This window comes from Pseudomonas sp. JH-2 (genome assembly GCF_036231725.1).
GTDB lineage: Bacteria > Pseudomonadota > Gammaproteobacteria > Pseudomonadales > Pseudomonadaceae > Pseudomonas > Pseudomonas delhiensis.
Genome location: NZ_JAZAQP010000028.1, coordinates 60,152 through 84,922, shown reverse-complemented (window position 1 = coordinate 84,922; position 24,771 = coordinate 60,152). Strand labels below are relative to the sequence as shown.

The window sequence follows — 24,771 nt, the reverse complement described above, 5'->3', positions numbered from 1 at the left end:
CAAGCATAACCGCTGCGCCGTGCCACGTCCGCCCGCGGGGGTAACACTGGCGGCCACCGACCGAACCAAGGAAGGGCTTACCCGGCGCGCGCACGGGTATAGGGTGCCAAAGCCAACCAGAACAACAACAACGAGGCCCGCCATGCCGCGCGTCCTGCCCTGCGCCCTGCTCCTGCTGGCCGCCGCCCGCGCGGCGGCCGTGGAAACGCCCCCGCCCCGGCCCTCCGACTGGGGCCCGGACACCCCGCTGATGCAGGCGGTGCCGCCGCGCCAGTTGGACGAGAAGGTCGGCCAGCGCGCCTCCGACAGCGACGAGTCGAAGCTGTGGATAAGCCACACCGACTTCCGCCTGCACGACGACATCGGCTTCTTCATCCGCCGCATGCTGATCCGCATGAGCTCGGTGGGGCCCAAGGGCACGCCGCTCATGCTCGACGACCCCAGGGCCATGGTGGCGCGCATCCAGGCCGGCGACATCTTCGTCGCCGACGCCACCCTCGCCACCCTGCTCAACGCCGAGCTGCGCAGCGCCGATGCGCCGGTGCGCAACCTGGTGCTGAGCACCCGCAAGGACGGCCAGGAGGTGCGCGGCGAGCTGCTGCGCAAGGGGCGCTGGCGGCCGCTGCGGATGCTCACTCGGATCGAGCAGGCCGGCCCGCTGAAGGTGGCGCTGGTGCCGCAGCGCATCTTCGTCGACGGCGTGGACGTCACCCCTTCGCTCAGCGCCGCCTCCATCGAGATGTCCGAGGTGCTGCGGCTGCACACCGCGCACATGCAGCTGCTCGGCAACCGCATCCTGGTCGACCTCGACGGCCTGTTCCCGCCACCGCGCCTGGACTTCGCCGTGCGCAGCCTGAAGCTGGCCGACGGCGGCATGGACCTGCAGCTGGGCGAGGACCTGGCCGGCCTGCAATGGCCGCAGTTGCAGGCGCCGGAAAGCTACATGTTCATCCAGGGCGGCGACATCAAGATGGCCCGCACCATCCTGGTCAAGGCCTACGCCCTGTTCACCAGCCTCAGCCCCGGGCAGCCGCTGCTGTTCAACCTCTACGACTACCGCCGCCAACTGCAGTACGGCGAGATCCGCCTGCGCCAGGACGGCATGGTGCACATCGCGGTGTCGCCGGTGAAGGCGCCGGCGCCGCAGGAGAAAGCCCTATGAAGCGCCTGCTGCCCCTGGTCCTCGCCCTGCCCCTGCTGGCCGCCGTTCCGGCCTGGGCGCAAACCGCCATCGACCGCCAGCAGCAGGAGCTGCAGCTGCTGCGCCAAGGCTGGTTCCAGCAGACGCCGCCGGAGGCCGGCCACGCCGCCAGCCGCCCGGGCGGGATTCGTGATTCCGGCCAGGACGGCGTCGGCCTGCTGCTGCATAACGTGGACATGTACTTCGAAGGCGGCATCGGCTTCCACAGCCCGCAGCTCAAGGGCTGGCTGCTGCCGCTGCAGGCCGGCGCGCCGGTGGACTTCGACCGCCCGCAGGACATGCGTATCCAGGTCACCGAGGGCGAGGTGATCCTCGACCCGCAGCAACTGGCCAACCTGTTCAACCAGCGCATCCTGGCTTATCCACAGAGCATGCTGCGCGACTTCGCCATGAGCGTGGACGGCGAGCGCCTGCTGGTCAGCGGCCAGGTGCAGCCCCTGGGCATCGGCCCCTGGCTGCCGCTGCGGCTGTCCGGCAGCGTGCGCCTGGAGGGCGACGAGATCCTCTACCAGCCGGACCAGGTCAAGGTCCTCGGCGTGCCGGCCTACGGCGCCATGAGCCTGGTCGGCCTGCACCTGGATTCGCTGGTCGAGCTGGAGCGCCCCGGCGCCCTGCTGCGCGACAACGCCATGCGCCTGAACTACCACCAGGTGTTCCCGCTGGTGGGCATCGACGGCAAGGTCGACGCCGCCTGGCTCGACCAGCAGGGCCTGCACCTGCGCTTCGCCCGCCCGGCCGGCAGCCCGCCGCCGCGCTTCGAGCCACCCACCCTGGCCGGCCCCTCGTACATCTGGCTGCAGTCGGGCGACCTGAAGATCTTCGAGATCCTCATCACCTACGCGCAGGTGCTGCTCAAGGCCGAACAGCCGGACCAGAGGCTGGTGTTCAACCTCAGGGACTACCGCAAGGTGCTGGCCACCGGCATCACCCAGGTCAACGAGGACGGCACCTTCTTCATGCGCGTGCCGCCCTATGCGAACGACGCGCCGGCCCAGCGGCTGGTATCCTCTGCCACCGACGGATCACCCTGAGCACATGACCGGAGCCACGATGTCCCAAGCCCCTTCCCGCCTGCCGCTGGCGATGATCGCCGCCCTCGCCGAGAACCGCGTGATCGGCATCGACAACCGCCTGCCCTGGCACCTGCCGGCCGACCTCAAGCACTTCAAGGCGCTGACCCTCGGCAAGCCGATCATCATGGGCCGCAAGACCTGGGACTCCCTCGGCCGCCCGCTGCCCGGCCGGCTCAACCTGGTGGTCAGCCGCCAGGCCGGCCTGCAGCTGGAAGGCGCGGAAGTCTTCACCTCGCTGGAGGCCGCGCTGCAGCGCGCCGACGCCTGGGCCCGGGAGGAGGAAGCCGAGGAGCTGATGCTGATCGGCGGCGCCCAGCTGTACGCCGAGGCCCTGCCCAGGGCCGAGCGCCTGTACCTGACCCGCGTGGCCCTGAGCCCGGTGGGCGACGCGCACTTTCCCGAGCTGGACGAAAGCCGCTGGCACCTGGCGTCCAGCATCGAGCATGAAGCCACGGCGGAAACGCCGGCCTATGCCTTCGAGGTCTGGGATCGCGCTTGAGGGGTGTCTGCCGGTGAGCACTGGGTCTGGGGTTGACTCCGGCCCTCTCCCCAACCCTCGGCTGCGCGCCCCGCCCTGAAGGGAGAGGGAGCCGTTCGGAGTGGCTTGTAGGTCAGACACCATCCTTCCACCCCGTCATTCCCGCGAACGCGGGAACCCAGAGACGTTGGGTTCGCGAGCAAGAACCAGGCGTCCCCCTCGCTCCTACGAAAAGCCGCCGTCCCGTCAGTGGGTCGCCGGCTTCGCCGCCGCGCGGCGGTAGGCCCAGACCATCAGCGCGATGCCGCCGAGGATCATCGGCACGCACAGCAGCTGGCCCATGGTCAGCCAGTCCCAGGCCAGGTAGCCCGGGCCGCCGTTGCCGCCGGCGCCCTGGTCGGCATCCGGCAGGCGGAAGAACTCGACGAAGAAGCGGAAGCAGCCGTAGCAGAGGATGAACAGGCCCGAGACCGAGGCGGTCGGCCGCGGCTTGCGCGAGAAAATCCAGAGGATGGCGAACAGCACTATGCCTTCCAGGGCGAACTCGTACAGCTGCGAGGGGTGGCGCGGCAGCTGCGCGGGGTCGCTGTAGGGCGGGAAGATCATCGCCCAGGGCACGTCGGTGGGCTTGCCCCACAGCTCGGCGTTGATGAAGTTGCCGATGCGCCCGGCGCCCAGGCCGATCGGCACCAGCGGGGCGATGAAGTCCATCAGCTGGAAGAAGCTCTTGCCGTTGCGCTTGCCGAACCACCAGGTGGCCAGCATCACCCCCAGCAGGCCGCCGTGGAAGGACATGCCGCCCTCCCAGACCTTGAACAGGTTCAGCGGGTTGGCCAGGTAGAAGTCCAGCTTGTAGAACAGCACGTAGCCCAGGCGCCCGCCCAGCACCACGCCGCAGGCGACCCAGAACACCAGGTCGGAGAGCTTCTCCTTGCTCCAGGTCGCATCGAAACGGTTCAGCCGGCGCGAGGCCAGCAGCCAGGCGCCGCCGATGCCGATCAGGTACATCAGCCCGTACCAGTGGATCTTCAGGGGGCCCAGCGACACCGCGACGGGGTCGATCTGTGGATAGGGCAGCATCGCTTACTCCTAGGGTTTGATCAGGAAACTCATGCCGACGCAGAACATCAGCAGAGCGAACAGGCGCTTGAGCACCTTGGCCGGCAGGCGGTGCGCCAGGCGCGCGCCGATGCGGGCGAAGAACATGCTGGTGACGGCGATGCCCACCAGCGCCGGCAGGTAGACGAAGCCGAAACTCCACTGCGGCAGTTCGGGCCGGTGCCAGCCGACCGCGATGAACGAAATCGCCCCGGCGATGGCGATGGGCAGGCCGCAGGCGGAAGAGGTAGCCACCGCCTGCTGCATGGAGACGCCGCGCCAGGACAGGAAAGGCACGGTCAGCGAGCCGCCGCCGATGCCGAAGATCGCCGAGGCCCAGCCGATGAAGCCACCCGCCGCGCCCAGTCCGCCCTTGCCCGGCAGGCTGCCGCCGGCCTTGGGTTGCAGGCCCAGGGCCATCTGGATGGAGATGAGCACGGCGAAGGTGCCGATGATCTTCTGCAGCACCGGGCCCTTGATGGCCGAGGCGGTCAGCGCGCCCAGGGCGCTGCCGACGACGATGCCCACGGTCATCCACAGGAACACCGGCCAGAGCACCGCGCCGCGGCGGTGGTGCTCGAGGATGGAGTTGACCGAGGTGAAGACGATGGTCGCCAGGGAGGTGCCCACCGCCATCTGCGTCAGCACTTCGACGGGGAAGCCATGGGCGGTGAAGCTGAACACCAGCACCGGGACGATGATCAGGCCGCCGCCGACGCCGAACAACCCGGCCAGCACCCCCGCGCAGGCACCCAGCACCAGGTAGAGAAGGAACTCCATGGAGACCTCGGGTGGCAAAAGCGGCATGGTACCGAAAATGCGCCGGCGACGGCAGCCGCCCGCGGCACAACGGGCTTGCCGGGGCGGAACATGACGAAAATGTCATCTTCCGCCCAGCCCGGGTAACGCCGGCTATTGAGTTGCCACCGCCAGTTACCTACCCTGCCTGGACCACCACCGCAGGGCCCTGCCCCATGTGCCTGATCGTCCTTGCCTGGCGCCCCGGACACGCCATGCCGCTGATAGTCGCGGCCAACCGCGACGAGTTCTATGCCCGCCCCACCCTGCCGCTGGCGGCCTGGGAGGATGCGCCGGAGGTCTATGCCGGGCGCGACCTGGAGGCCGGCGGCACGTGGATGGGCCTGGGGCCTGGCGGGCGCTTCGCCGCCCTGACCAACGTGCGTGATCCGGGCCAGCCGCTGGGGCCGCGCTCCCGCGGCGAACTGGTGGCCGGCTTCCTGCGCGGCCGCCAGGCACCGCTGGCCTACCTCGCCGAGGTGCAGCGCCGCGCCAGCGAATATTCCGGGTTCAACCTGCTGGTCGGCGACGCCCGCCAGCTCTGCTACTTCAACCCCCGCGACGGCGCGCCACGGGAACTGCCGGCCGGGCTGCACGGCCTGTCCAATGCCACGCTGGATACGCCCTGGCCCAAGCTGCTGCGCGCCCGCACCGCCCTCGAGGAGCACCTCGACGAAGCCGAGCCCGGGGCCCTGCTGGGGCTGCTCGGCGACCGCGAGCGCCCCGGCGACGAACGGCTGCCGGAAACCGGCGTCGGCCTGGCCACCGAGCGCCTGCTGTCCAGCGTGTTCATCGCCAGCGCCAACTACGGCACCCGCGCCAGCAGCGTGCTGCGGGTGCATGCCGACGGGCGCCGGGAATTCATCGAACGCAGCTTCGGGCCGGAAGGGGCCCATCTGGGCGAGGTGCGCCTGCTGCTCGACGCCTAGGGCCCGCTACGGGGGAAAGCTCGCGCCTACGAAAGGCACCCGTAGGGCGAATAACCCCGAAGGGGGTTATCCGCCGTTCCGAATGCCAATCCCGCGCGGGGGCCAACGGCGGATAACCGCGAACGGTTATGCGCCCTACGGGATCAGCCGTGAGGCACACGCTTCCAGCAGGCACGGACGGTCCCCTCTCCCGCTTGCGGGGGAGGGTTAGGGAGGGGGTTGCGGGTTCGTCCTACAGTTGCCGGGCGGCACGGTATTCCCTCCCGTAGGAGCGGAACTTTTCCGCGATAGCCGGAGGTTCCGGCGCGATTCGCGGATGAGATCCGCTCCTACGCCGCCCCACCCACGCCATCTCCATGTAGGAGCGCGCCCTGCGCGCGATTCGCGGGCAGGGCCCGCTCCTACACCATGCACTGCGGCCTAGCACACCTCGATGGCGTCGCGCAGGCGCTTGGCCCGGTAGAGGGCATCGTCCAGGCGGCGCAGCAGGCCCTCCAGGGACTCGGCGCGGCGCATGCCGGCCAGGGCGAAGCTGGCGGTGAGGGGTTGCTCCAGGTCGCCGCAGGCCTCGCGGATGTGCAGGCGCAGGCGTTCGGCCAGGCGGGTGGCGGAGGCCACCGGGGTGTTGGGCAGCAGCACGATGAATTCCTCGCCGCCCCAGCGGGCGAAGCAGTCTTCCTCGCGCAGGGTCTGGCGCACCGCCTGGGTCACCGCCACCAGCACGCGGTCGCCGACCGGGTGGCCGAAGAGGTCGTTGATGCGCTTGAAGTGGTCGAGGTCGAACATCAGCAGGCTGACCTGCTGGTCGTGGCGCTGGAAGCGCTGCCACTCCTGCTGCAGGCTGCTTTCGAAGCGGCGCCGGTTGAAGATCTGCGTCAGCGGGTCGGTCTCGCTCAGGCGCACCGCCACCGCGGCCTGCTCGGCCAGGGCCAGGTTGGCCTGGCGCAAGGCTTCGGTGCGCTGTTCGACCAGTTGTTCGAGGTTGCGGTTGAGTTCGCGCAGTTCCTCGTTGCGCCGCTTCAGCTCCAGCTCGATCAGCTTGCGCTCGTGGATGTTGTGGTGGGCGCCGATCATCCGCGTGGCGCGGCCCTGCTCGTCGAATTCGACGAAGCGGCCGTGGTCCCTTATCCACAGGTACTCGCCATTGGCGCAGAGGCAACGGTACTCCTCGGCGTAGGCCGCCTGCCGGCCGTCCAGGTAGGCCTGGAAGCTGCGCATGACGCGGGGGAAGTCGTCCGGGTGGATCACCGAGTGCCAGGTGGCGACGTTCTCCGGCAGGCCGTCGACCGGGTGGCCGAGCATGCGGTACCAGCCCGGGCTGCGCTTGACGTCGTCGCTGCGGATGTCCCAGTCCCAGATGCCGTCGCTGACGATCTCCAGGGCATAGCGGAGGGTCTTCTCGATGGCTTCGCGGTCGTCCACGCGCGCTTGCTGCTCGTCCATAAGCCTTCTCCCGGCAGTGCCGGTTGTACAGGGCCCCGGGGACGACTCAGCTCCGGGGAAGGCGGCGCGCCAGGTCAGCCCTGAACGGTCGCCGCGGGATTGATCACCCGGCCGAGGCCGAGGTTGCGCAATGCCAGGTGCAGGGAGCTGTGGATCACCTGCGGGTTGTCGAAGGTCATCAGCTGGCCGAGCAGTTCGCGGGCCTTGCCCAGGGTGATCTGGCGCAGCAGCCACTTCACCTTGGGCAGGTTGGTGGCGTTCATCGACAGCGAGTCGAAGCCCATGGCCATCAGCAGCACCGCGGCCGCCGGGTCGCCGGCCATCTCGCCGCAGATGCTCACCGGCTTGCCTTCGGCGTGGGCGTCGTCGACAACCTTCTTCAGCGCCTGCAGCACCGCCGGGTGCAGGTAGTCGTAGAGGTCGGCCACACGCGGGTTGTTGCGGTCCACCGCCAGCAGGTACTGGGTGAGGTCGTTGGAGCCGACCGAGAGGAAGTCCACCTGGCGCGACAGCTCGCGGGTCTGGTACACCGCCGCGGGGATCTCTACCATCATGCCGATCGGCGGCATGGGGATGTCCACGCCTTCGTCGCGGATCTCGCCCCAGGCGCGGTGGATCAGGTGCAGCGCCTCTTCCAGCTCGTGGGTGCCGGAGATCATCGGCAGCAGGATGCGCAGGTTGTTCAGGCCCTCGCTGGCCTTGAGCATGGCGCGCGTCTGCACCAGGAAGATTTCCGGGTGGTCGAGGGTGACGCGGATACCGCGCCAGCCGAGGAAGGGGTTGTCTTCCTTGATCGGGAAGTAGGACAGCGCCTTGTCGCCGCCGATGTCCAGGGTGCGCATGGTCACCGGCAGCGGGTGGAAAGCCGAGAGCTGCTCGCGGTAGATCGCCAGCTGCTCCTTTTCGCTGGGGAAGCGGTCGTTGATCATGAACGGCACTTCCGTGCGGTACAGGCCAACGCCCTCGGCGCCGCGCTCCTGGGCGCGGGCCACGTCGGCCAGCAGGCCGGTGTTGACCCACAGCGGCATGCGGTGGCCGTCGAGGGTTTCGCAGGGCAGCTCGCGCAGCGCGGCCAGGCCCTTGCTCAGTTCCTTCTCTTCGGCGACCACTTCGCCGTACTGCTTGACCAGCTGCGGCGACGGGTTGGTGTAGATCTCGCCATGGTAGCCGTCGACGATCAGGTCGATGCCGTCGACCTTGGAATACGGCAGGTCGACCGCGCCCATCACCGTGGGGATGCCCATGGCGCGGGCAAGGATCGCCACGTGGGAGTTGCCCGAGCCGAGCACCGAGATCAGGCCGACCAGCTTGCCCTCGGGCACCTCGCCGAGCATCGCCGGGGATAGTTCCTCGCTGACGATGATGGTCTGGTCCGGGTAGGTCAGGTTCTGCTTACGCTCTTCCTGCAGATAGGCGAGGATGCGCCGGCCGATGTCCTTGACGTCGGAGGCGCGCTCGCGCAGGTAGGCGTCGTCCATCAGCTCGAAGCGCGCAACGTGCTCCATCACCACCTGGCGCAGGGCGCCCTGGGCCCACTGGCCGGAGCGGATGATGCGCTTGACCTCCTGGCCGATGGAGGCGTCGTCGAGCATCATCAGGTAGACGTCGAACAGCGCGCGCTCTTCCTTGCGCAGCTGGGTGGCGAGCTTGCTGGAGAGGTTGCGCATGTCCTCGCGGACCGACTCCAGGGCCTGCTTGAAGCGCTCGACCTCGGCCTCGACATCGTCGATGGGCTTGTCCGGGACCACTTCCAGGTCGGCCGGCGGCAGCACCACTACGGCCTTGCCCACGGCCACGCCGGGGGCGCCGGGCACGCCGACGAACTTGGCCTCCTGGATGCCCTTGCCAAGCTTGCCCAGGCCGCGGATCGAACCGGTGGCCTCGGCGTGGGCGATGACCCCGGCGAGCTGCGCGCTCATGGTCACCAGGAAGGCTTCCTCGCCCTCGTCGAACTGGCGCTTCTCCTTCTGCTGCACCACCAGCACGCCCATCACCCGGCGGTGGTGGATGATCGGGGCGCCGAGGAAGGAGGCGTAGCGTTCCTCGCCGGTCTCGGCGAAGTAGCGGTAGCGCGGGTGCTCGGAGGCGTTCTCCAGGTTCAGCGGCTCCTCGCGGGTGCCCACCAGGCCCACCAGGCCCTCGTTGGGGGCCATGCTGACCTTGCCGATGGAGCGCTTGTTCAAGCCCTCGGTGGCCATCAGGACGAAACGGTTGGTGTCGGCGTCGAGCAGATAGACCGAGCACACCTGGGTGCCCATGGCTTCCTTGACCCGCAGCACGATGATGCCCAGCGCCGCCCTCAGGTCCTTGGCGGCGTTCACTTCCTGGACGATCTTGCGCAGCGTGTTGAGCATGCTCAGGGCCTTATCTCCTATTCAGTCCCGCGCCAGCAGGCGCGGCGCCAGTTCCTTCAGGGCCCGCCGGTAGACCTCGCGCTTGAAGGTCACCACCTGCCCCAGGGGATACCAGTAACTCACCCAGCGCCAGCCATCGAATTCCGGCTTGCCGGTCACATCCATGCGTACCCGGTTCTCGTCGCCGGTGAGGCGCAGCAGGAACCACTTCTGTTTCTGGCCGATGCACAGCGGTTGGCTGTTGGTACGCACCAGCCGCTGCGGCAGACGATAGCGCAACCAGCCGCGGGTGCAGGCGAGAATGCGCACATCCTGCTCCTCCAGGCCGACTTCCTCGTTCAACTCGCGGAACAGCGCCTCTTCAGGAGTTTCCCGGGCGTTGATGCCGCCTTGCGGGAACTGCCAGGCCTCCTGGTTGATGCGCCGCGCCCACAGAACCTGACCGGCCTCGTTGGAGAGGATGATGCCGACATTGGGGCGAAAACCATCGGGATCGATCACGGCGGTACATCCTCGAAAACGCGTGTGCCCGCATTGTTCCACAAAGCCTGTGACAGCAGCAACGCGAGGCTTGGCGCGCATGGGCAGGGCAGGCAAAAGCCGTTACTCTAGGCGACTTTTCCGCTTTCGCAATCAACGGTGAACCATGGCGCGTCTGGCCCTCTTCGACCTCGACAACACCCTGCTGGCCGGTGACAGCGACCACAGCTGGGGCGAATGGCTGTGCCAGCGCGGCCTGGTCGACGCCGGCGAATACCAGGCGCGCAACGACGCCTTCTATGCCGACTACCAGGCCGGCACCCTGGACGTGTTCGCCTACCAGGCCTTCACCCAGGCGATCCTCGGCCGCAACAGCCTGGAGCAGCTGGCCACCTGGCATCGCCAGTTCATGGAAGAGATCATCGAGCCGATCATCCTGCCCCGCGGCGAAGCCCTGCTGGCCGAGCACCGCGCCGCCGGCGACCGCCTGGTGATCATCACCGCCACCAACCGCTTCGTCACCGGCCCCATCGCCGAGCGCCTGGGCGTGGAAACGCTGATCGCCACCGAGTGCGAGATGCGCGACGGCCTCTACACCGGCCGCACCTTCGACGTGCCCTGCTTCCAGGGCGGCAAGGTGACGCGCCTGCAGCGCTGGCTGCAGGAAACCGGCATGAGCCTGGACGACAGCTACTTCTATAGCGACTCGCGCAACGACCTGCCGCTGCTGGAAGTGGTGGCCCACCCGGTGGCTGTCGACCCGGACGAGGTCCTGCGCGCCACCGCCCAAGCGCGCGGCTGGCCGGTGCTCAGCCTGCGCGACTGAGCCGTCTCAGAAGCCCTTGTTGACCATCAGGTGGAAGATCGCCAGGAAGGCCAGGAACGCCGGCCAGCCCAGGGCGAACCACCAGCGCATGTAGAGGAAGGTCCGCGGCGGCAGCGCCGTGCCATCACGGTGCGCCGCCTCGGCCATGTCGCGCACGCGGATCTGCAGCCACACCACCGGCAACCAGCAGGCGCCGGCGAAGACGTACAGCGCCAGGCTCCACAACAGCCAGCCCGAGTCCAGCGGCCAACCGGCCAGGTGCGCCATGGCGGCGCCGCTGAGCGGCTGGAACACCGCCGTGGTGGCGATGAACAGCCAGTCGGCGGTGACCAGGTGGCGGAAGGTCACCCGGATCGCCTCCAGGTGGCCGCTGCGCCAGGCCCGCCAGGCGTAGTAGGCCGAGCCCAGGCCGGTGCCGAACAGCAGCGTGGAAGACAGGATGTGCAGGGTCTTGAGCAGCAGGTAGGGACTCATCGGCGCTCCGTCGCCGTCGATCTCACAGCGGCTTGGCCAGCATCAGCGCGAGTATCGCCAGCCAGCTGAGCAGGGCCAGGGCGAAGAACACCGCGCCGAAGCGCAGCTCGCGCACCACCCCCTCGGCCAGTGGCTCGCCGCTGTCGCGGGCGCTCACCGCCAGGCGGCGGATGCGCCACAGGCGGCCGGTGAACAGCAGCCAGAAGATCGCCACCAGGATCAGCAGGCAGGCGCTGGCCAGCAGCCAGGTCTGCCCCAGCGGGAGGCCGGCGCGGTGGACCATCTGCCAGCCGGTGAGCGGCAGGCTGGCCACGCAGCCGGCGACCAGCACCCAGGCGGCCAGGCCGATGCGCTGCAGCGCCTTGGCCAGCACGCCGGCATCCCCGCCACGCCAACTGCGCCAGCCGTACCAGGCGAGGCCGGCGATGGCCAGCAGCGGCACGGCCACGGCGACGCCGTGGAGGATCTTGAGGGTCTGGTAGGTTTCCATGCGGGCGGTCCCTGTCGCGATTCGGGCTGTTCCCTCAGCCTAGCAGCGCTGCCGGCCGGCGGGTTGAGCTGGGACAGCGCGTGCCGCCCCGGCGTTCCCCACCCGGCCGCCCGGCCTCAGCCGAGGAACAGCTTGTAGGCCGGGTTGTCGGTCTCGTCCCAGTACGGATAGCCGATTTCCTCCAGCGCCTGCGCCACCTTGTGGCGTTCCTCCTCCGGCACCTGCAGGCCGGCGACCACGCGGCCGTCGGCGGCGCCGTGGTTGCGGTAGTGGAACATGGTGATGTTCCAGCGCCCGCCGAGCTTGTTGAGGAAGTTGAACAGCGCGCCGGGGCGCTCGGGGAACTCGAAGCGGAACACCTGCTCGTCGCTGACCCGCGGCGAGTGGCCGCCGACCATGTGGCGGATGTGCAGCTTGGCCAGCTCGTTGTCGGTCAGGTCCAGCACCGGGAAGCCCTGCTCGCGCAACTGCTCGACCAGCACGGCGCGCGGGTCGCTGTCCGGGTGGGTCTGCACGCCGACGAAGATGTGCGCTTCGCTGTCGGTGTTGTAGCGGTAGTTGAACTCGGTGATCTGGCGCTTGCCGATGGCCTCGCAGAAGGCCTTGAAACTGCCCGGGCGCTCGGGGATGGTCACGGCGATGATGGCTTCGCGCTTCTCGCCCAGCTCGGCGCGCTCGGCGACGTGGCGCAGGCGGTCGAAGTTGATGTTGGCGCCGGAGTCGATGGCCACCAGGGTCTGCCCGCGCGCGTTGTCGCGCTCGACGTACTTCTTGATCCCGGCCACCGCCAGGGCGCCGGCGGGTTCGGTGATGGAGCGGGTGTCGTCGTAGATGTCCTTGATCGCCGCGCAGATTTCGTCGGTGCTGACGGTGATGACTTCGTCGACGTAGCGCTTGCAGACGTCGAAGGTGTGCTGGCCGATCTGCGCCACCGCCACGCCGTCGGCGAACAGCCCGACCTGGCTCAGCACCACGCGCTCGCCGGCGGCCAGGGCGGCCTGCAGGCAGTTGGAGTCGTCCGGCTCGACACCGATGACCTTCACCTCCGGGCGCAGGTACTTCACGTAGGCGGCGATGCCGGCGATCAGCCCGCCGCCGCCCACCGGCACGAAGATGGCGTCCAGGCGCCCCGGGTGCTGGCGGAGGATCTCCATGGCCACGGTGCCTTGCCCTGCGATCACGTCCGGGTCGTCGTAGGGGTGGATGTAGACGTAGCCCTTCTCTTCCACCAGCTTCAGCGAATATGCCAGCGCCTCGGGGAAGGCGTCGCCGTGCAGCACCGCCTTGCCGCCGCGGGCGCGCACGCCCTGGACCTTCAGCTCCGGCGTGGTGCGCGGCATGACGATGGTCGCCTTCACTCCCAGCTCCTTCGCCGCCAGGGCCACGCCCTGGGCGTGGTTGCCCGCCGAGGCGGTGACCACGCCGCGCGCCAGTTCCTCGGGGCTCAGCTGCGCCAGCTTGTTGTAGGCGCCGCGGATCTTGAAGGAGAACACCGGCTGCAGGTCCTCGCGCTTGAGCAGCACCTGGTTGTCCAGGCGCTCGGAGAGGCGGCGGGCCGGTTGCAGGGGCGTTTCCCCGGCGACGTCGTAGACGCGCGAGGTGAGGATCTTCTTGACGTACTGTTCGAGCATCGGGGCGGGCTTCGCAGGGACGGGGCACAAAGCCGGCAGTCTACTCCAGTCGGCGGCCGGCGGGAGCGGCGAATCCACATTCGCCCGGCGGCCCCGCTATAATTCGCGCCCCAAGCCCCTTTGCCGGAACCCAGAGATGAACCAGGACCAGCTCAAGCAGGCCGTGGCCCAGGCCGCCGTCGACCACATCCTCCCGCACCTCGACAGCAAGAGCATCGTCGGCGTCGGCACCGGTTCCACCGCCAACTTCTTCATCGACCTGCTGGCCAGGCACAAGGCCGAGTTCGACGGCGCCGTGGCCAGCTCCGAGGCCACCGCCCAGCGCCTGAAGGGCCACGGCATCCCGGTCTACGACCTGAACAGCGTCAGCGAGCTGGAGTTCTACGTCGACGGCGCCGACGAGAGCAACGAGCGCCTGGAGCTGATCAAGGGCGGCGGCGCCGCGCTGACCCGCGAGAAGATCGTCGCGGCCGTGGCCAAGCGGTTCATCTGCATCGCCGACCAGAGCAAGCTGGTGCCGCTGCTCGGCGCCTTCCCGCTGCCGGTGGAAGTCATCCCCATGGCCCGCAGCCACGTGGCCCGCGAGCTGGTCAAGCTGGGCGGCGACCCGGTCTACCGCGACGGCGTGCTGACCGACAACGGCAACATCATCCTCGACGTGCACAACCTGCGCATCGACAGCCCGGTGGCCCTGGAAGAGAAGATCAACAACATCGTCGGCGTGGTCACCGTGGGCCTGTTCGCCGCGCGCCCGGCCGACCTGCTGCTGCTCGGCACCGCCGAGGGCGTGAAGACGCTCAAGGCCTGAGCCCCGGTGGCCGCCGTCCGGGCGGCCACCACCGGCCCTCTCAAGGGCCCCTGAAACTTTCCGTCGGCCGGCCGCCGAACGTCTACCCTGGGTCTGGGTATACGGCTCAGCACAGGAGGCAGCCATGTCCGCGAAATACCATCTGAAGAGGGCCAGCGACGGCCAGTTCCACTTCACCCTGCACGCTAGCAACGGCGAGGTCGTCCTCAGCAGCGAGCTGTACAAGGCCAAGACCTCGGCCACCGAGGGCATCGAGTCGGTGCGCAGGAACTCGCAGCGCGAGGGCGCCTTCGAGGTGAAGGAAGCGAGCAACGGCAAGCACTACTTCGTGCTCAAGGCCACCAACGGCCAGGTGGTCGGGCAAAGCCAGATGTACGCCAGCCGCGCCAACGCCGAGAACGGCATCGCCTCGGTGAAGCGCTACGCGCCGGACGCCGGTATCAGCGACGATACCTGAGGCGGCTCAGCCGCCGAGCCGCTCGATCCCCCAGGGCCTGGAACTGACCTGCAGGCGCAGCGGCTTGTCCCGCGCCTGCGGGGCCTCGCGCTCCAGCTGCGCCAGGCAGGCCCGGGGGTCGTCCAGCGGCAATTCCCCGAGGGCCTCCAGCGGCAGTTCCCACCAGCGGCTGGCCAGCAGGCGCTCGATCAGCTCCGGCGGGAAGCGGTAGCGGATCACCCGCGCCGGGCTTCCCGCGACCACCGCGTAGGGCGGCACGTCCTTGTTGACCAGGGACTGCGCGCCTATCACCGCCCCCGTCCCCACCGTCAGGCCGTCGAGAATCAGCACGTCGCGGCCGATCCACACGTCATGACCGATGGACGAGGGGCGCCGGGGCTCGTCGCGGAGGATCGGGCGGCCGATCAGCCTGGGGTTGGACGGAAAATTGTGGGTGGTCAGCCAGTCCATCGGATGCGAATGGCGGCCCTGGCCGATCACCACGTCGGTGGCGATCGAGCAGTAGCGGCCGATGTGCGAGACGTCGAGGAATTCGCAGCCGCTGACCACGTCGGTGTGCGCGCCGATTTCCAGGGATGGCGAGTAGATCTTCGCCTTGCCGATCTTCACCCCCGGCTCCAGGACCAGCCGCGCGCCGTCGCGCAATGACTTGATCCCGCCGGCCAGGCGGCAGCCGTGTTCGCTCAGCGCCTTGTGCAGGCGGCGGTTGATCAGGGCTTCGCGGATGATGTTCAAGGTCGCTCCAGGGCCGAGTCCGCAGGTGGGGGCGACAATGTAAGCCTTTTGTTACTCGGACTCCACGCCCGGTGCCTTGCGGAACACGTAGAACAGGTTGGGCTCGCTGACCAGGTACAGCGTGCCCGCCTCGTCCATGGCCAGGCCCTCGGCCTGCGGCACGCTGCGCTTGAGCCCCTGCATGCCGCGCAGCAGCGACAGGCTGCTGATGGGCTCGCCGTTGACGTCCAGCTCCAGCACCAGGCGCGACTCGTCCGACAGCGCCAGCAGGTGGCCGCTGCCCTCGTCGTACTGCAGGCTGGAAAGGTCGCGGACGAACAGCCGGCGGTCGCGCTTGAGGTCGTCCAGCACGTGCACGGCGAAGGGCTTGTCGGGCTGCGTGTGGGGGAAGCCGTGGACCTCGTAGATGCGCACCGGGTCGCGCTCCTTGGCGACGAACAGGCGCTGGCCGACCGAGTCGTAGGCCAGCCCCTCGAAGCCCTTGTTGCCCATCGGCCCCAGGCCCAGGGACAGCTGTTGCGCCTGTTCGGCGTCCAGCTCGCGGGTGTCGTTCTCCAGGCGCACCTTGAACAGCCGCTGGCGGCGCTCGTCGCTGAGCACGTAGAGGCCGGGGCCGATGTACTCGATGGCCTCGGTGTCGCCGAAATCGTGCAGGGTGATCTTGCGCAGCACGCGGCCGTCCAGGGACAGCTCGACGATCTGCGCCGGCTGGTTGGTGACGGTGAACAGGCTGCGCCGCTCGGGGTCGTAGGTCAGCGCCGAGACATCGTCGTCCAGGCCCTCGATGGGCTGCGCCTCGATCTCCACGCGGTAGTCGGGCAGCCAGATCGACTGCTCGCGCCAGCTTTCCGCATGGTGCCATTCGCGCACGGCGAACCAGGCGCGTTCGTAGACGCGGAACTGCTGGCCGAGCCAGGCCAGGGCGAGCAGCAGGAGCAGCAGCAGCGCCGCCAGGCAGCGGCGCGGGGTGATGGAACGGAGCATCGCAGGTCCATGTCGATGGGAGCGCGCAGTAATAGCACAGGGCCGCTGAAGCCAGGCTTAATCGCCGTGCAGGAAATTTCTCCAAGGCTAGAGTCAGGCTAGCGTAATTCCGAGTCCTCACCGCCCCCGCAAGGAGTTCCGATGAGCGCCGTCCAGCTTCCCGAGCAGCGAACCCTGACCACCCTGCACACGGTGGTGCTGGCCACCGAGGTGCTGAGCCAGGCCGGCATCCCCCGCGGACGGCTGCTGGAAGGCAGCGGCATCGCCGAGGCCGATCTGCTGACGCCGGAGAAGTTCATCAGCCACGCCCAGGAACTGCGGGTGTTCGCCAATGCCCTGAACTGCCACCAGGACCCGGCCCTGGGCCTGTACCTCGGCCTGCGCATGCACGTTTCGGCCTACGGCATGCTCGGCTACAGCATGCTGGCCAGCCGCACCCTGCGCGACGCCCTGCAGCTGGCCCTGGCCCACCCGGACCTGCTCGGCACCTACTTCCGCCTGGCCCTGCAGGACCACGGCGACGAGGTCTGGCTGAGCGCTGAGGGCTACCGCTACGCGCCGGAGCTGACGGTGTTCAACACCGAGCTGTGCCTGACCTCGCTGCTCACCGTGGTGCGCGACCTGCTCGGCGAGTCGGTGCGTCCGCGGCGCCTGCTGCTGGCCTACCGACCGCCGCTGCATGCCAGCACCTACACCGAACGCCTGGGCTGCCCGGTGGAGTTCGGCGCCGCCACCAGCGCCCTGTGCCTGGGCCCGGCGCTGCTCGACCGCGCCCTGCCGCTGGCCGACCCGGTCAGTTGCCACAACGGCCTGCAGCAATGCCAGCGCCTGAGCGCGGCCATGAGCGGGCGCGACGACATCCTCGAACTGATCCGCCGCCACCTCGCCAACCACCTGCAGGAAGCCCGCGGCCTGGACGAGGTGGCGCGCCACCTGCACCGCTCCAGCCGCACCCTGCGCCGCCACCTGCAGCAGCACAACACCAGCTACCAGCAGGTGCTGGACGAGGTGCGCTACGACAAGGCCCGGCAGTTGCTCAAGGACACCGACCTGCCGATCTACCTGATCGCCGAGCGGCTCGGCTACAGCGAGACCGCCAGCTTCCGCCACGCCTTCCAGCGCTGGAGCGGGGCGAGTCCGAGCCTGTACCGCGGCTAGGGCCAATCGCGTCCCCACCAGACGGCACAGCTCGCTCCTACGAAGAGCAGGACGTAGGGCGAATAACCGTTCGCGGTTATCCGCCGTTGGCCGATGCACCGAAGCCCGACGACAACGGCGGATAACGCCGTAGGCGTTATGCGCCCTACAGGGGAACGACGGGTTGCCATGGCCGGTGAATATGGCCCTTCAACTTGGCCTGATTTATCCCTTATTGGCCTGTTCTATCGTTCTGCCGCTGCGAAAAGGAGGGCCATTATCAAGCCGCAGCTAGGTGAAGCGGTCGGCAGAACCGCACAACCGCAAACAATAACAACTGCTTAACTGCATGGTATTGAAGCATGACCAGCGCGATTGCCATCGAGCGAATCGGCATGGAATTCGGTACCCCCGGCCAAGGCCTCAAGGCCCTGGACGACGTGTCCCTGGACATCCGCGCCAACGAGTTCTTCACCCTCCTCGGCCCCTCGGGCTGCGGCAAGACCACCCTCCTGCGGCTCATCGCCGGCTTCGAACAACCCACCTCCGGCAGCATCCGCCTCTACGGCGAGCCCATGCAGGGCCTCCCGCCCTTCCGCCGCCCGGTCAACACCGTGTTCCAGAGCTATGCCCTGTTCCCGCACATGACGGTGGCGCAGAACATCGCCTTCGGCCTGGAGATGCAGGGCAAGCCCAAGGCCGAGACCGAGGCCACGGTGAAGGCCATGCTCGAACTGGTGCGCCTGCCCGACGTCGGCTCGCGGCGCGCCGACCAGCTCTCCGGCGGCCAGCAGCAGCGCATCGCCCTGGCCCGCGCGCTGGCCAGCCGGCCCAAGGTGCTGCTGCTGGACGAATCGCTCTCGGCGCTGGACCTGAAGCTGCGCAAGGAAATGCAGATCGAGCTCAAGCGCCTGCAGCACGAGACCGGCATCACCTTCATCTTCGTCACCCACGACCAGGAAGAAGCCCTGACCATGTCCGACCGCATCGCGGTGATGAACAAGGGCCAGGTCCTGCAGATCGGCACCCCCACCGAGATCTACGACGCCCCGGCCAACCGCTGGGTGGCCGACTTCATCGGCGAGACCAACTTCCTCGAGGCCGAGGCCAGTGGCGATGGCGTGGTGCTCGCCGACGGCCAGCGCCTGGCCGCCACCACCACCCTGCCGGGCAAGGTGACCCTGGCCATCCGCCCGGAACGCACCGAGCTGGCCCAGGACGGCGAGCTGGAAGGCGTGGTGGAGAACGTGGTCTACGTCGGCACCGATACCGTCTACCACCTGAAGGTCGCGGGCCAGCCGGGCTTCCGCGTGCGCCAGCAGAACCGCCAGGGCGCGGTCGGCGCCCATCAGCCCGGCGCGCAGGTGCGCGTGCGGGTGCCCGGCAACGCCATCCGGGTGCTGGCCGAATGAGTACGCTGCGCCTGCAGGCCGAGCGCAAGAGCCTGCGCGCCCGGCTGGCGCTGACCACCCCGGCCATGCTGGTGCTGCTGGTGTTCCTGGTGCTGCCGCTGGGCATCATGTTCGCCGTGTCCATCCAGGCCCCCGGCGACTACGGCGGCGTGAAATGGGGCCAGCACACCCTGGAGGCGTACATCAACTTCCTCTGGGAACGCGACCTGGACGACGCCCTGGTGTTCAACACCGACTACCTGGGCATCTTCCAGCGCTCCTTCTGGCTGTCCATCCTGACCACCGCCGGCTGCCTGCTGATCGGCTTCCCCACCGCGCTGTACCTGGCGCTGCAGGACGAGCGCCGGCGCAACATGCTGCTGTTCCTGGTCACGGTGCCGTTCTGGACCAACCTGCTGGTGCGCGTCTACGCCTGGATACTGCTGCTGCGCAACGGCGGGCTGATCGACGAGGGCCTGCACAAACTGGGCTTCAGCGACGCCGCCATCGGCCTGCTGTACACCGACAACGCGGTGATCATCGGCCTGCTCTACACCTACCTGCCGTTCATGGTGCTGCCCATCTACACCAGCCTGGAGAAGATGGACTGGCGCCTGGTGGAAGCCGCCTTCGACCTCGGCGCCAACCGCTGGAAGGCGCTCAGGCGCATCATCATCCCGCTGGCGATGCCTGGCGTGGTGGCCGGCTGCATCCTGGTGTTCATCCCCTCGCTGGGCAACTACATCATTCCCGAGCTGCTCGGCGGCGGTAAGTCGCTGATGATCGGCAACCTGATCCAGCTGCAGTTCGGCACGGCGCACAACTGGCCGTTCGGCGCGGCGCTGTCCTTCGCCCTGCTCGCCTTCGTCCTCGCCGCCATGCTGGTCTACAGCATGCGCTTCAGGCAGGGCGCCGCCGGAGGTCACCCATGAACTCGCTGAACCCGCTGTGGCGCTTCGCCGGCGTGCGCCCGGCCGCCTGGCTGTTCTTCGCCTTCCTCTACGTGCCGATCCTGGTGCTGGTGGTGCTCAGCTTCAACAGCGGCCAGTCGGCGACCCTGTGGGAAAGCTTCAGCTTCAAGTGGTACGCGGTGGTGGCCAACGACCCGGAGATCGTCCGCGCGGCGAAGAACTCGCTGATAGTCGCAAGCCTGGCCACGGTGTTCGCCACCCTGCTCGCCACCCTGGCGGCGCTGGGCATGCGCGGCCGCGCCTTCCGCGGCCAGAGCCTGATGAACGGGGTGCTCGGCCTGCCGCTGCTGGTGCCGGAGATAGTGGTCGCGGTGGCCACGCTGATGTTCTTCGCCTTCATCGGCCTGAAGCTGTCGCTGTTCACCATCCTCATCGCCCACGTGGTGTTCTGCATCCCCTTCGCCTACCTGCCGATCCGCGCCCGCCTGGAGGGCATGGACCCACGCCTGGCGGAGGCCGCGGCGGACCTCTACGCCTCGCCCTGGAAGGCCTTCTGGAAGGTGACCTGCCCGCTGCTGATGCCCGGCATCCTCTCCGGGGCGATGCTGGCGTTCATCATCTCGATGGACGACTTCGTCATCACCTACTTCGTCGCCGGCGCCGGGGCCACCACCCTGCCGGTGTACATCTTCAGTTCCATAAGAATGGGCATATCGCCGAAGATCAATGCGATCTCCTCGATCATCCTGCTGATTTCCATCGCGTTCGTTGCGTTGTCGTACTACGTCGGCCAGCGCCGGCGTTGACTGCCTCCCGATAAAAACCATTCGCACAGGAGCTTCACCGATGACCATCCGCCGCCTTCCCCTGGCCCTCAAGGCCGCCGCCCTGGCGGGCCTGACCCTGGCCAGCCAGGCTCACGCCGACGGCACCCTGCACTTCGCCAACTGGTCGGACTACTTCCCGCCGGAGCTGCTGAAGAAGTTCGAGAAGGACACCGGCATCCACGCCACCCTCGACTCCTACGACAGCAACGAGACTCTGCTGGCCAAGCTCAAGGCCGGCGGCGGCGCCTACGACGTGGTGGTGCCCTCGGACAGCTTCATCGAGATCTTCGTCAAGGAAGGCCTGCTGCAGAAACTGGACAAGTCGCAGCTGCCGAACCTGGCCAACCTCAAGGACAAGTTCAAGACCCTCTCCTACGACCCCGGCCACGACTACACCGTGCCCTACCTGTGGGGCAGCACCGGCTACAGCTACGACAGCGCCAAGGCCCCGGGCGGCAAGTTCGACGAGAGCTGGAAGCCGTTCTTCGAGCCGCCGGAGGCGTTCAAGGGCAAGGTGGTGGCGCTCAACTCCATCGAGGAGCTGTGGGCCCCGGCGACCTACTACCTCGGCGTGGACGAGTGCACCGAGGACCCGAAACAGGCCGAGAAGGTCCTCGACCTGCTGCTGAAGCAGAAGCCGCTGCTGGCGATGTACAACAGCGACGGCACCATCGAGCGCATGGCCGCCGGCGAGGTGTACATGCACCAGCAGTGGAACGGCGCCTTCCACCGCGCCCACGCCCAGCGCGCCAGCCTGGTCTACGTCTATCCGAAGGAAGGCGTGCGCCTGTTCATCGACAACCTGGCCATCCCCAAGGACGCCACCAACATCAAGGAAGCCCACGTCTTCCTCAACTGGATGATGCAGCCGGAGAACATCGCCGCCGCCTCCAACTTCGCCAAGTACAACAACGCCATCACCGGCTCCGAGAAGTTCATGGACAAGGAGCTGTTCGACGACCCGGCGATCAACACCCCGGAAGACAAGATCGACCGCCTGAAGCCGTTCCAGCTGTGCTCGCCGAAGTCCCTGGCGCTGCGCGCCAAGGTCTGGACCAAGCTGAAGAAATGACCGGTGGGTCCTGCGGCGGGACGGGCGCCCGCCGCAGGGCTGACAGTCAGTTTGGCCACTTCGATCCCTTTTTGACCCTTTACAGGGTTCTGCGGGGCGGCGCGGCGGCCTAAAGTCCGGGTACTCGCCCAGGGAATGGCCGCCAGGGCCGCGACCGCCGCCGCAGCATGCGGCGGCATCCAGGGAGCGCCGCCAGCGAGCATCCACAAGAACAATGCCCCGAGAACGCTCATGAACAGCCCTTGCTCCACCCCGGTTCGCGGCCGTCACCGCGCCCACCCCTTCCTCGCCCGTTCCGCCCGCCGGCAGCGCTGCGGCTGACCGCCCCGCTCCGTCCGCGCGGCCGCCAGCGGCGCCCCGCGCCAGCGCAACAACGACAAGAATTCGCGAGGAAACATCGATGGCCATCGAACAAGGCGCCCGCATGAGCGCCAGCACCGGCAACGCCCCCCAAGCCCAGGCGGACGCCCGCCTCAAACGCATCCTGGGGCTGCCCGCCCTGGTCTTCTTCGGCCTGGTCTACATGGTCCCGCTGACCATGTTCACCACCTACGGCGTGGTCACCGAGATGACCGGCGGGCGCACCGCCAGCGCCTACCTGATCACCCTGCTGGCGATGCTGTTCACCGCCGCCTCCTACAGCTTCATGGTGCGCAAGTACCCGATCGCCGGCTCCGCCTACTCCTACACCAGCCTGAGCTTCGGCCCGGCGGTGGGCTTCCTGTCCGGCTGGTCGCTGCTGCTCGACTACCTGTTCCTGCCGATGATCAACTACCTGCTCATCGGCCTGTTCATGAACATCGCCTTCCCGGAAATCCCGGCGTGGATCTTCGTGGTCGCCTCCATCGCCCTGGTCACCGTGCTCAACGTGGTGGGCATCAGCCAGGTGGCCGGCATGAGCAACGCCATCGTCGGCGCCCAGCTGGTGTTCATCGTGGTGTTCGTCGGCATGTCGCTGAAGAGCCTGGCCGGCGCCCCGGCCCTGGACCTGGCCGCACCCTTCGTCGGCGACGGCAGCAAGCCCGGCTTCGCCCCGCTGATGGCCGGCGCCGCGGTGCTGTGCCTGTCGTTCCTGGGCTTCGACGCGGTCTCCACCATGGCCGAGGAAACCCGTGACGCGCGCCGCGACATCCCGCGGGCGATCATCATCACCACGGTGCTGGCCGGCCTGATGTTCACCCTGCTGGCGATCATCAGCCAGCTGGTGTTCCCCGGCAGCGTGTTCCAGAACGCCGACTCGGCGGCCAACGAGGTGATGCTCAAGGCCGGCGGCCAGTTCCTCGGCAACTTCTTCACCGCCGCCTACATCGCCGGCTGCATCGGCTCGGCGCTGGCCTCCCAGGCCTCGGTGTCGCGCATCCTCTTCACCATGGGCCGCGACGGCATCCTCCCGCGCAGCCTGTTCGGCACCCTGCACGCGCGCTTCCAGACGCCGGTGGTGGCGATCCTGGTGGTCTCGGCCATCTCCCTGCTGGCCCTGGTGCTGGACCTGACCACCCTGGCCTCGATGATCAGCTTCGGCGCCCTGGTGGCCTTCTCGGTGGTCAACCTGGCGGTGATCCGCACCTACCTGGGCGTCGAAGGCCGCCGCACGCCGGCCGACCTGCTGCGCTACGGCCTGGTGCCCTTCGTCGGCCTGTGCCTGACCCTCTGGCTGTGGACCAGCCTGTCGCAGCTGACGCTGATCGTCGGCCTGAGCTGGTTCGCCGTCGGCTTCGTCTACCTGGCGCTGCACACCGGCGGCTTCCGCCGCAAGGCGCCGAGCGTGAACTTCGAGGAAAACGCCTGACACCCCACGGACCCAACCGGGCGCCGCCGGGCGCCCACTGGAGCGCAAGATGCTGACGATCTACACCGACGACCATCGCTTGCACCACGGCCAGCATGAGCTGATCGGCGGCCAGTTCACGCCCTGCTTCGAGAAGCCCAGCCGCGCCGACATGGTCCTGGACCGCGTCAAGGCCGTGGGCCTGGGCGAAATCCAGGCCCCGCGCGACTTCGGCCTGGAGCCGATCCGGCGCATCCACACCGAGGGCTTCGTCAACTTCCTCCAGCACGCCTGGCGCGACTGGCTGGCCACCGGCCGCAGCCACGACATGCTGCCCATCGCCTGGCCGACCCGGCGCCTGCGGCAGAAGGAGCCCGACAGCATCGACGGGCGCCTGGGCTACTACAGCTTCGACGCCGGCGCGCCCATCACCGCCGGCACCTGGCAGGCCATCACCAGCTCGGCGAACGTGGCCCTGACCGGCCAGGCCGAACTGGCCAAGGGCGCCCGCTCGGTGTTCAGCCTGTGCCGCCCGCCGGGCCACCACGCCTCGGCCGACTACATGGGCGGCTACTGCTTCCTGAACAATGCCGCCATCGCCGCCCAGGCCATCCTCGACCAGGGCGCGGCTCGGGTGGCCGTCCTCGACGTGGACTACCACCACGGCAACGGCACCCAGGACATCTTCTACGACCGCGCCGACGTGCTCTTCACCTCGATCCACGGCGACCCGCGCTTCGAGTACCCCTACTTCCTCGGCTACGCCGACGAGAAGGGCCTGGGCGTGGGCGAAGGCTTCAACTTCAACTACCCGCTGGCCTCGGGCAGCGACTGGTCGGTCTGGAGCCTGGCGCTGCAGGCGGCGATCCGCCAGATAGCCGCCTACGGGCCGGAAGTGCTGATCGTCTCCCTGGGCGTGGACACCTTCAAGGAAGACCCCATCTCGCAGTTCAAGCTGGACTCGCCGGACTACCTGCGCATGGGGGAGGTCATCGGGAGGCTGGGCCTGCCGACGCTGTTCGTCATGGAGGGCGGGTATGCGGTGGAGGAGATCGGGATCAATGCGGTGAATGTGTTGCAGGGGTTCGAGAGCGTTGGTTGATCGCCATTCCCTGTAGGAGCGAGCTTGCTCGCGAACCGCGTCTCCCGGCGGCCCTGGCGCGCCAGGTTGACTCCGCTCCCTCTCCCCAGCCCTCTCCCTGAAGGGAGAGGGGGCTAGTCCGTGCCGAGAGGAGCATGGCTTTAGCCGGAAACTGCAGAGCTGCCGGCTGACTCCAGAACATCCGACCCTGCCCAACGGTCCCCTCTCCCTTCAGGGCGGGGCGCGCAGCCGAGGGTTAGGGAGAGGGCGCTCTACAGCCCAACACCCAAAGTCCCGAGCAAGCACCGTTCGCGAGCAAGCTCGC

General features: G+C 68.3%; 24 protein-coding genes. 14 read left to right on the top strand and 10 right to left on the bottom strand.

Going from position 1 to position 24,771, the window contains the following annotated elements:
• The first annotated feature begins 142 nt into the window (after nucleotides 1-142).
• Genes VV867_RS19215 through VV867_RS19205 form a run of 3 tightly spaced genes read left to right on the top strand, consistent with a single transcriptional unit; the run spans nucleotide 143 to nucleotide 2,773 of the window.
• Nucleotides 143-1,162, top strand: a complete 1,020-nt coding sequence (locus VV867_RS19215) for a hypothetical protein (RefSeq protein WP_328567284.1) — start codon at nucleotides 143-145, stop codon at nucleotides 1,160-1,162.
• On the top strand, nucleotides 1,159-2,232 hold the full coding sequence (locus VV867_RS19210) for a hypothetical protein (RefSeq protein WP_328567283.1): 1,074 nt from the start codon (nucleotides 1,159-1,161) through the stop codon (nucleotides 2,230-2,232). The genes VV867_RS19215 and VV867_RS19210 overlap by 4 nt, the downstream gene beginning before the upstream one ends.
• Nucleotides 2,233-2,251: 19 nt before the next feature.
• Nucleotides 2,252-2,773, top strand: a complete 522-nt coding sequence (locus tag VV867_RS19205; protein ID WP_275628297.1) for a dihydrofolate reductase — start codon at nucleotides 2,252-2,254, stop codon at nucleotides 2,771-2,773.
• Nucleotides 2,774-2,998: 225 nt separating this feature from the next.
• Here the strand turns inward: VV867_RS19205 and lgt are convergent, their stop codons facing one another.
• Nucleotides 2,999-3,832 (bottom strand): prolipoprotein diacylglyceryl transferase, encoded by an 834-nt coding sequence (gene lgt / locus VV867_RS19200; protein ID WP_275628296.1) that lies wholly within the window; start codon nucleotides 3,830-3,832, stop codon nucleotides 2,999-3,001.
• A gap of 9 nt (nucleotides 3,833-3,841) precedes the next feature.
• The gene (locus VV867_RS19195) at nucleotides 3,842-4,630 is read right to left on the bottom strand and encodes a sulfite exporter TauE/SafE family protein (RefSeq protein ID WP_109935424.1); all 789 of its coding nucleotides are present in this window, start codon (nucleotides 4,628-4,630) and stop codon (nucleotides 3,842-3,844) included.
• Nucleotides 4,631-4,824: 194 nt separating this feature from the next.
• Between VV867_RS19195 and VV867_RS19190 the strand changes: the two genes are divergently transcribed.
• Nucleotides 4,825-5,577 (top strand): NRDE family protein, encoded by a 753-nt coding sequence (locus VV867_RS19190; protein WP_328567282.1) that lies wholly within the window; start codon nucleotides 4,825-4,827, stop codon nucleotides 5,575-5,577.
• Between the two features lie 420 nt (nucleotides 5,578-5,997).
• Here VV867_RS19190 and VV867_RS19185 read toward each other — a convergent pair whose 3' ends face one another.
• From VV867_RS19185 to VV867_RS19175, 3 genes are all read right to left on the bottom strand, one after another.
• Nucleotides 5,998-7,020 carry a sensor domain-containing diguanylate cyclase gene (locus VV867_RS19185; protein WP_328567281.1) on the bottom strand — a complete coding sequence of 341 codons (1,023 nt, stop codon included), beginning with the start codon at nucleotides 7,018-7,020 and terminating at the stop codon, nucleotides 5,998-6,000.
• Between the two features lie 74 nt (nucleotides 7,021-7,094).
• A complete protein-coding gene (gene ptsP / locus VV867_RS19180) occupies nucleotides 7,095-9,374 on the bottom strand; it encodes a phosphoenolpyruvate--protein phosphotransferase (RefSeq protein WP_109935427.1) in 2,280 nt (759 codons plus the stop codon).
• Nucleotides 9,375-9,395: 21 nt separating this feature from the next.
• Nucleotides 9,396-9,875, bottom strand: a complete 480-nt coding sequence (locus tag VV867_RS19175; RefSeq protein ID WP_009613927.1) for an RNA pyrophosphohydrolase — start codon at nucleotides 9,873-9,875, stop codon at nucleotides 9,396-9,398.
• Nucleotides 9,876-10,020: 145 nt separating this feature from the next.
• Between VV867_RS19175 and VV867_RS19170 the strand changes: the two genes are divergently transcribed.
• The gene (locus VV867_RS19170; protein ID WP_275628292.1) at nucleotides 10,021-10,680 is read left to right on the top strand and encodes an HAD family hydrolase; all 660 of its coding nucleotides are present in this window, start codon (nucleotides 10,021-10,023) and stop codon (nucleotides 10,678-10,680) included.
• 6 nt (nucleotides 10,681-10,686) lie between these two features.
• On the opposite strand, the gene VV867_RS19165 is transcribed toward VV867_RS19170, so the two are convergent.
• The 3 genes from VV867_RS19165 to ilvA all read right to left on the bottom strand — a co-directional run bounded on the left by VV867_RS19165 (nucleotide 10,687) and on the right by ilvA (nucleotide 13,305).
• Nucleotides 10,687-11,154: a DUF2269 family protein gene (locus tag VV867_RS19165; protein ID WP_328567280.1), complete on the bottom strand. Its 468-nt coding sequence runs from the start codon at nucleotides 11,152-11,154 to the stop codon at nucleotides 10,687-10,689.
• Between the two features lie 22 nt (nucleotides 11,155-11,176).
• Nucleotides 11,177-11,644: a DUF2269 domain-containing protein gene (locus VV867_RS19160; protein ID WP_328567279.1), complete on the bottom strand. Its 468-nt coding sequence runs from the start codon at nucleotides 11,642-11,644 to the stop codon at nucleotides 11,177-11,179.
• Between the two features lie 116 nt (nucleotides 11,645-11,760).
• On the bottom strand, nucleotides 11,761-13,305 hold the full coding sequence (ilvA, locus tag VV867_RS19155) for a threonine ammonia-lyase, biosynthetic (RefSeq protein ID WP_328567278.1): 1,545 nt from the start codon (nucleotides 13,303-13,305) through the stop codon (nucleotides 11,761-11,763).
• 106 nt (nucleotides 13,306-13,411) lie between these two features.
• On the opposite strand from ilvA, the gene rpiA reads away from it, so the two are divergent.
• Together rpiA and VV867_RS19145 are read left to right on the top strand one after the other, a co-directional pair.
• A complete protein-coding gene (gene rpiA / locus VV867_RS19150; RefSeq protein ID WP_089390867.1) occupies nucleotides 13,412-14,083 on the top strand; it encodes a ribose-5-phosphate isomerase RpiA in 672 nt (223 codons plus the stop codon).
• A 124-nt stretch (nucleotides 14,084-14,207) separates the two neighbouring features.
• Nucleotides 14,208-14,540, top strand: a complete 333-nt coding sequence (locus VV867_RS19145; RefSeq protein ID WP_109935432.1) for a YegP family protein — start codon at nucleotides 14,208-14,210, stop codon at nucleotides 14,538-14,540.
• Between the two features lie 6 nt (nucleotides 14,541-14,546).
• Here the strand turns inward: VV867_RS19145 and VV867_RS19140 are convergent, their stop codons facing one another.
• Complete coding sequence (locus VV867_RS19140; RefSeq protein WP_328567277.1) at nucleotides 14,547-15,275, bottom strand: CatB-related O-acetyltransferase; 729 nt, start codon at nucleotides 15,273-15,275, stop codon at nucleotides 14,547-14,549.
• Between the two features lie 51 nt (nucleotides 15,276-15,326).
• Nucleotides 15,327-16,259 (bottom strand): SdiA-regulated domain-containing protein, encoded by a 933-nt coding sequence (locus VV867_RS19135; RefSeq protein WP_109935434.1) that lies wholly within the window; start codon nucleotides 16,257-16,259, stop codon nucleotides 15,327-15,329.
• 141 nt (nucleotides 16,260-16,400) lie between these two features.
• On the opposite strand from VV867_RS19135, the gene VV867_RS19130 reads away from it, so the two are divergent.
• The 7 genes from VV867_RS19130 (at nucleotide 16,401) to VV867_RS19100 (ending at nucleotide 24,467) form a co-directional block, all read left to right on the top strand.
• Complete coding sequence (locus VV867_RS19130) at nucleotides 16,401-17,417, top strand: AraC family transcriptional regulator (protein WP_328567276.1); 1,017 nt, start codon at nucleotides 16,401-16,403, stop codon at nucleotides 17,415-17,417.
• 341 nt (nucleotides 17,418-17,758) lie between these two features.
• Nucleotides 17,759-18,808 (top strand): ABC transporter ATP-binding protein, encoded by a 1,050-nt coding sequence (locus VV867_RS19125; RefSeq protein WP_328567275.1) that lies wholly within the window; start codon nucleotides 17,759-17,761, stop codon nucleotides 18,806-18,808.
• Nucleotides 18,805-19,719, top strand: a complete 915-nt coding sequence (locus VV867_RS19120) for an ABC transporter permease (protein ID WP_089390861.1) — start codon at nucleotides 18,805-18,807, stop codon at nucleotides 19,717-19,719. The genes VV867_RS19125 and VV867_RS19120 overlap by 4 nt, the downstream gene beginning before the upstream one ends.
• Nucleotides 19,716-20,504, top strand: a complete 789-nt coding sequence (locus tag VV867_RS19115) for an ABC transporter permease (protein ID WP_009613945.1) — start codon at nucleotides 19,716-19,718, stop codon at nucleotides 20,502-20,504. The genes VV867_RS19120 and VV867_RS19115 overlap by 4 nt, the downstream gene beginning before the upstream one ends.
• Before the next feature lie 40 nt (nucleotides 20,505-20,544).
• Nucleotides 20,545-21,597, top strand: a complete 1,053-nt coding sequence (locus VV867_RS19110) for an ABC transporter substrate-binding protein (RefSeq protein WP_089390860.1) — start codon at nucleotides 20,545-20,547, stop codon at nucleotides 21,595-21,597.
• Between the two features lie 424 nt (nucleotides 21,598-22,021).
• On the top strand, nucleotides 22,022-23,386 hold the full coding sequence (locus tag VV867_RS19105) for an APC family permease (protein WP_328567291.1): 1,365 nt from the start codon (nucleotides 22,022-22,024) through the stop codon (nucleotides 23,384-23,386).
• A 49-nt stretch (nucleotides 23,387-23,435) separates the two neighbouring features.
• On the top strand, nucleotides 23,436-24,467 hold the full coding sequence (locus tag VV867_RS19100) for a histone deacetylase family protein (RefSeq protein WP_275628288.1): 1,032 nt from the start codon (nucleotides 23,436-23,438) through the stop codon (nucleotides 24,465-24,467).
• The last annotated feature ends 304 nt before the right edge of the window (nucleotides 24,468-24,771 follow it).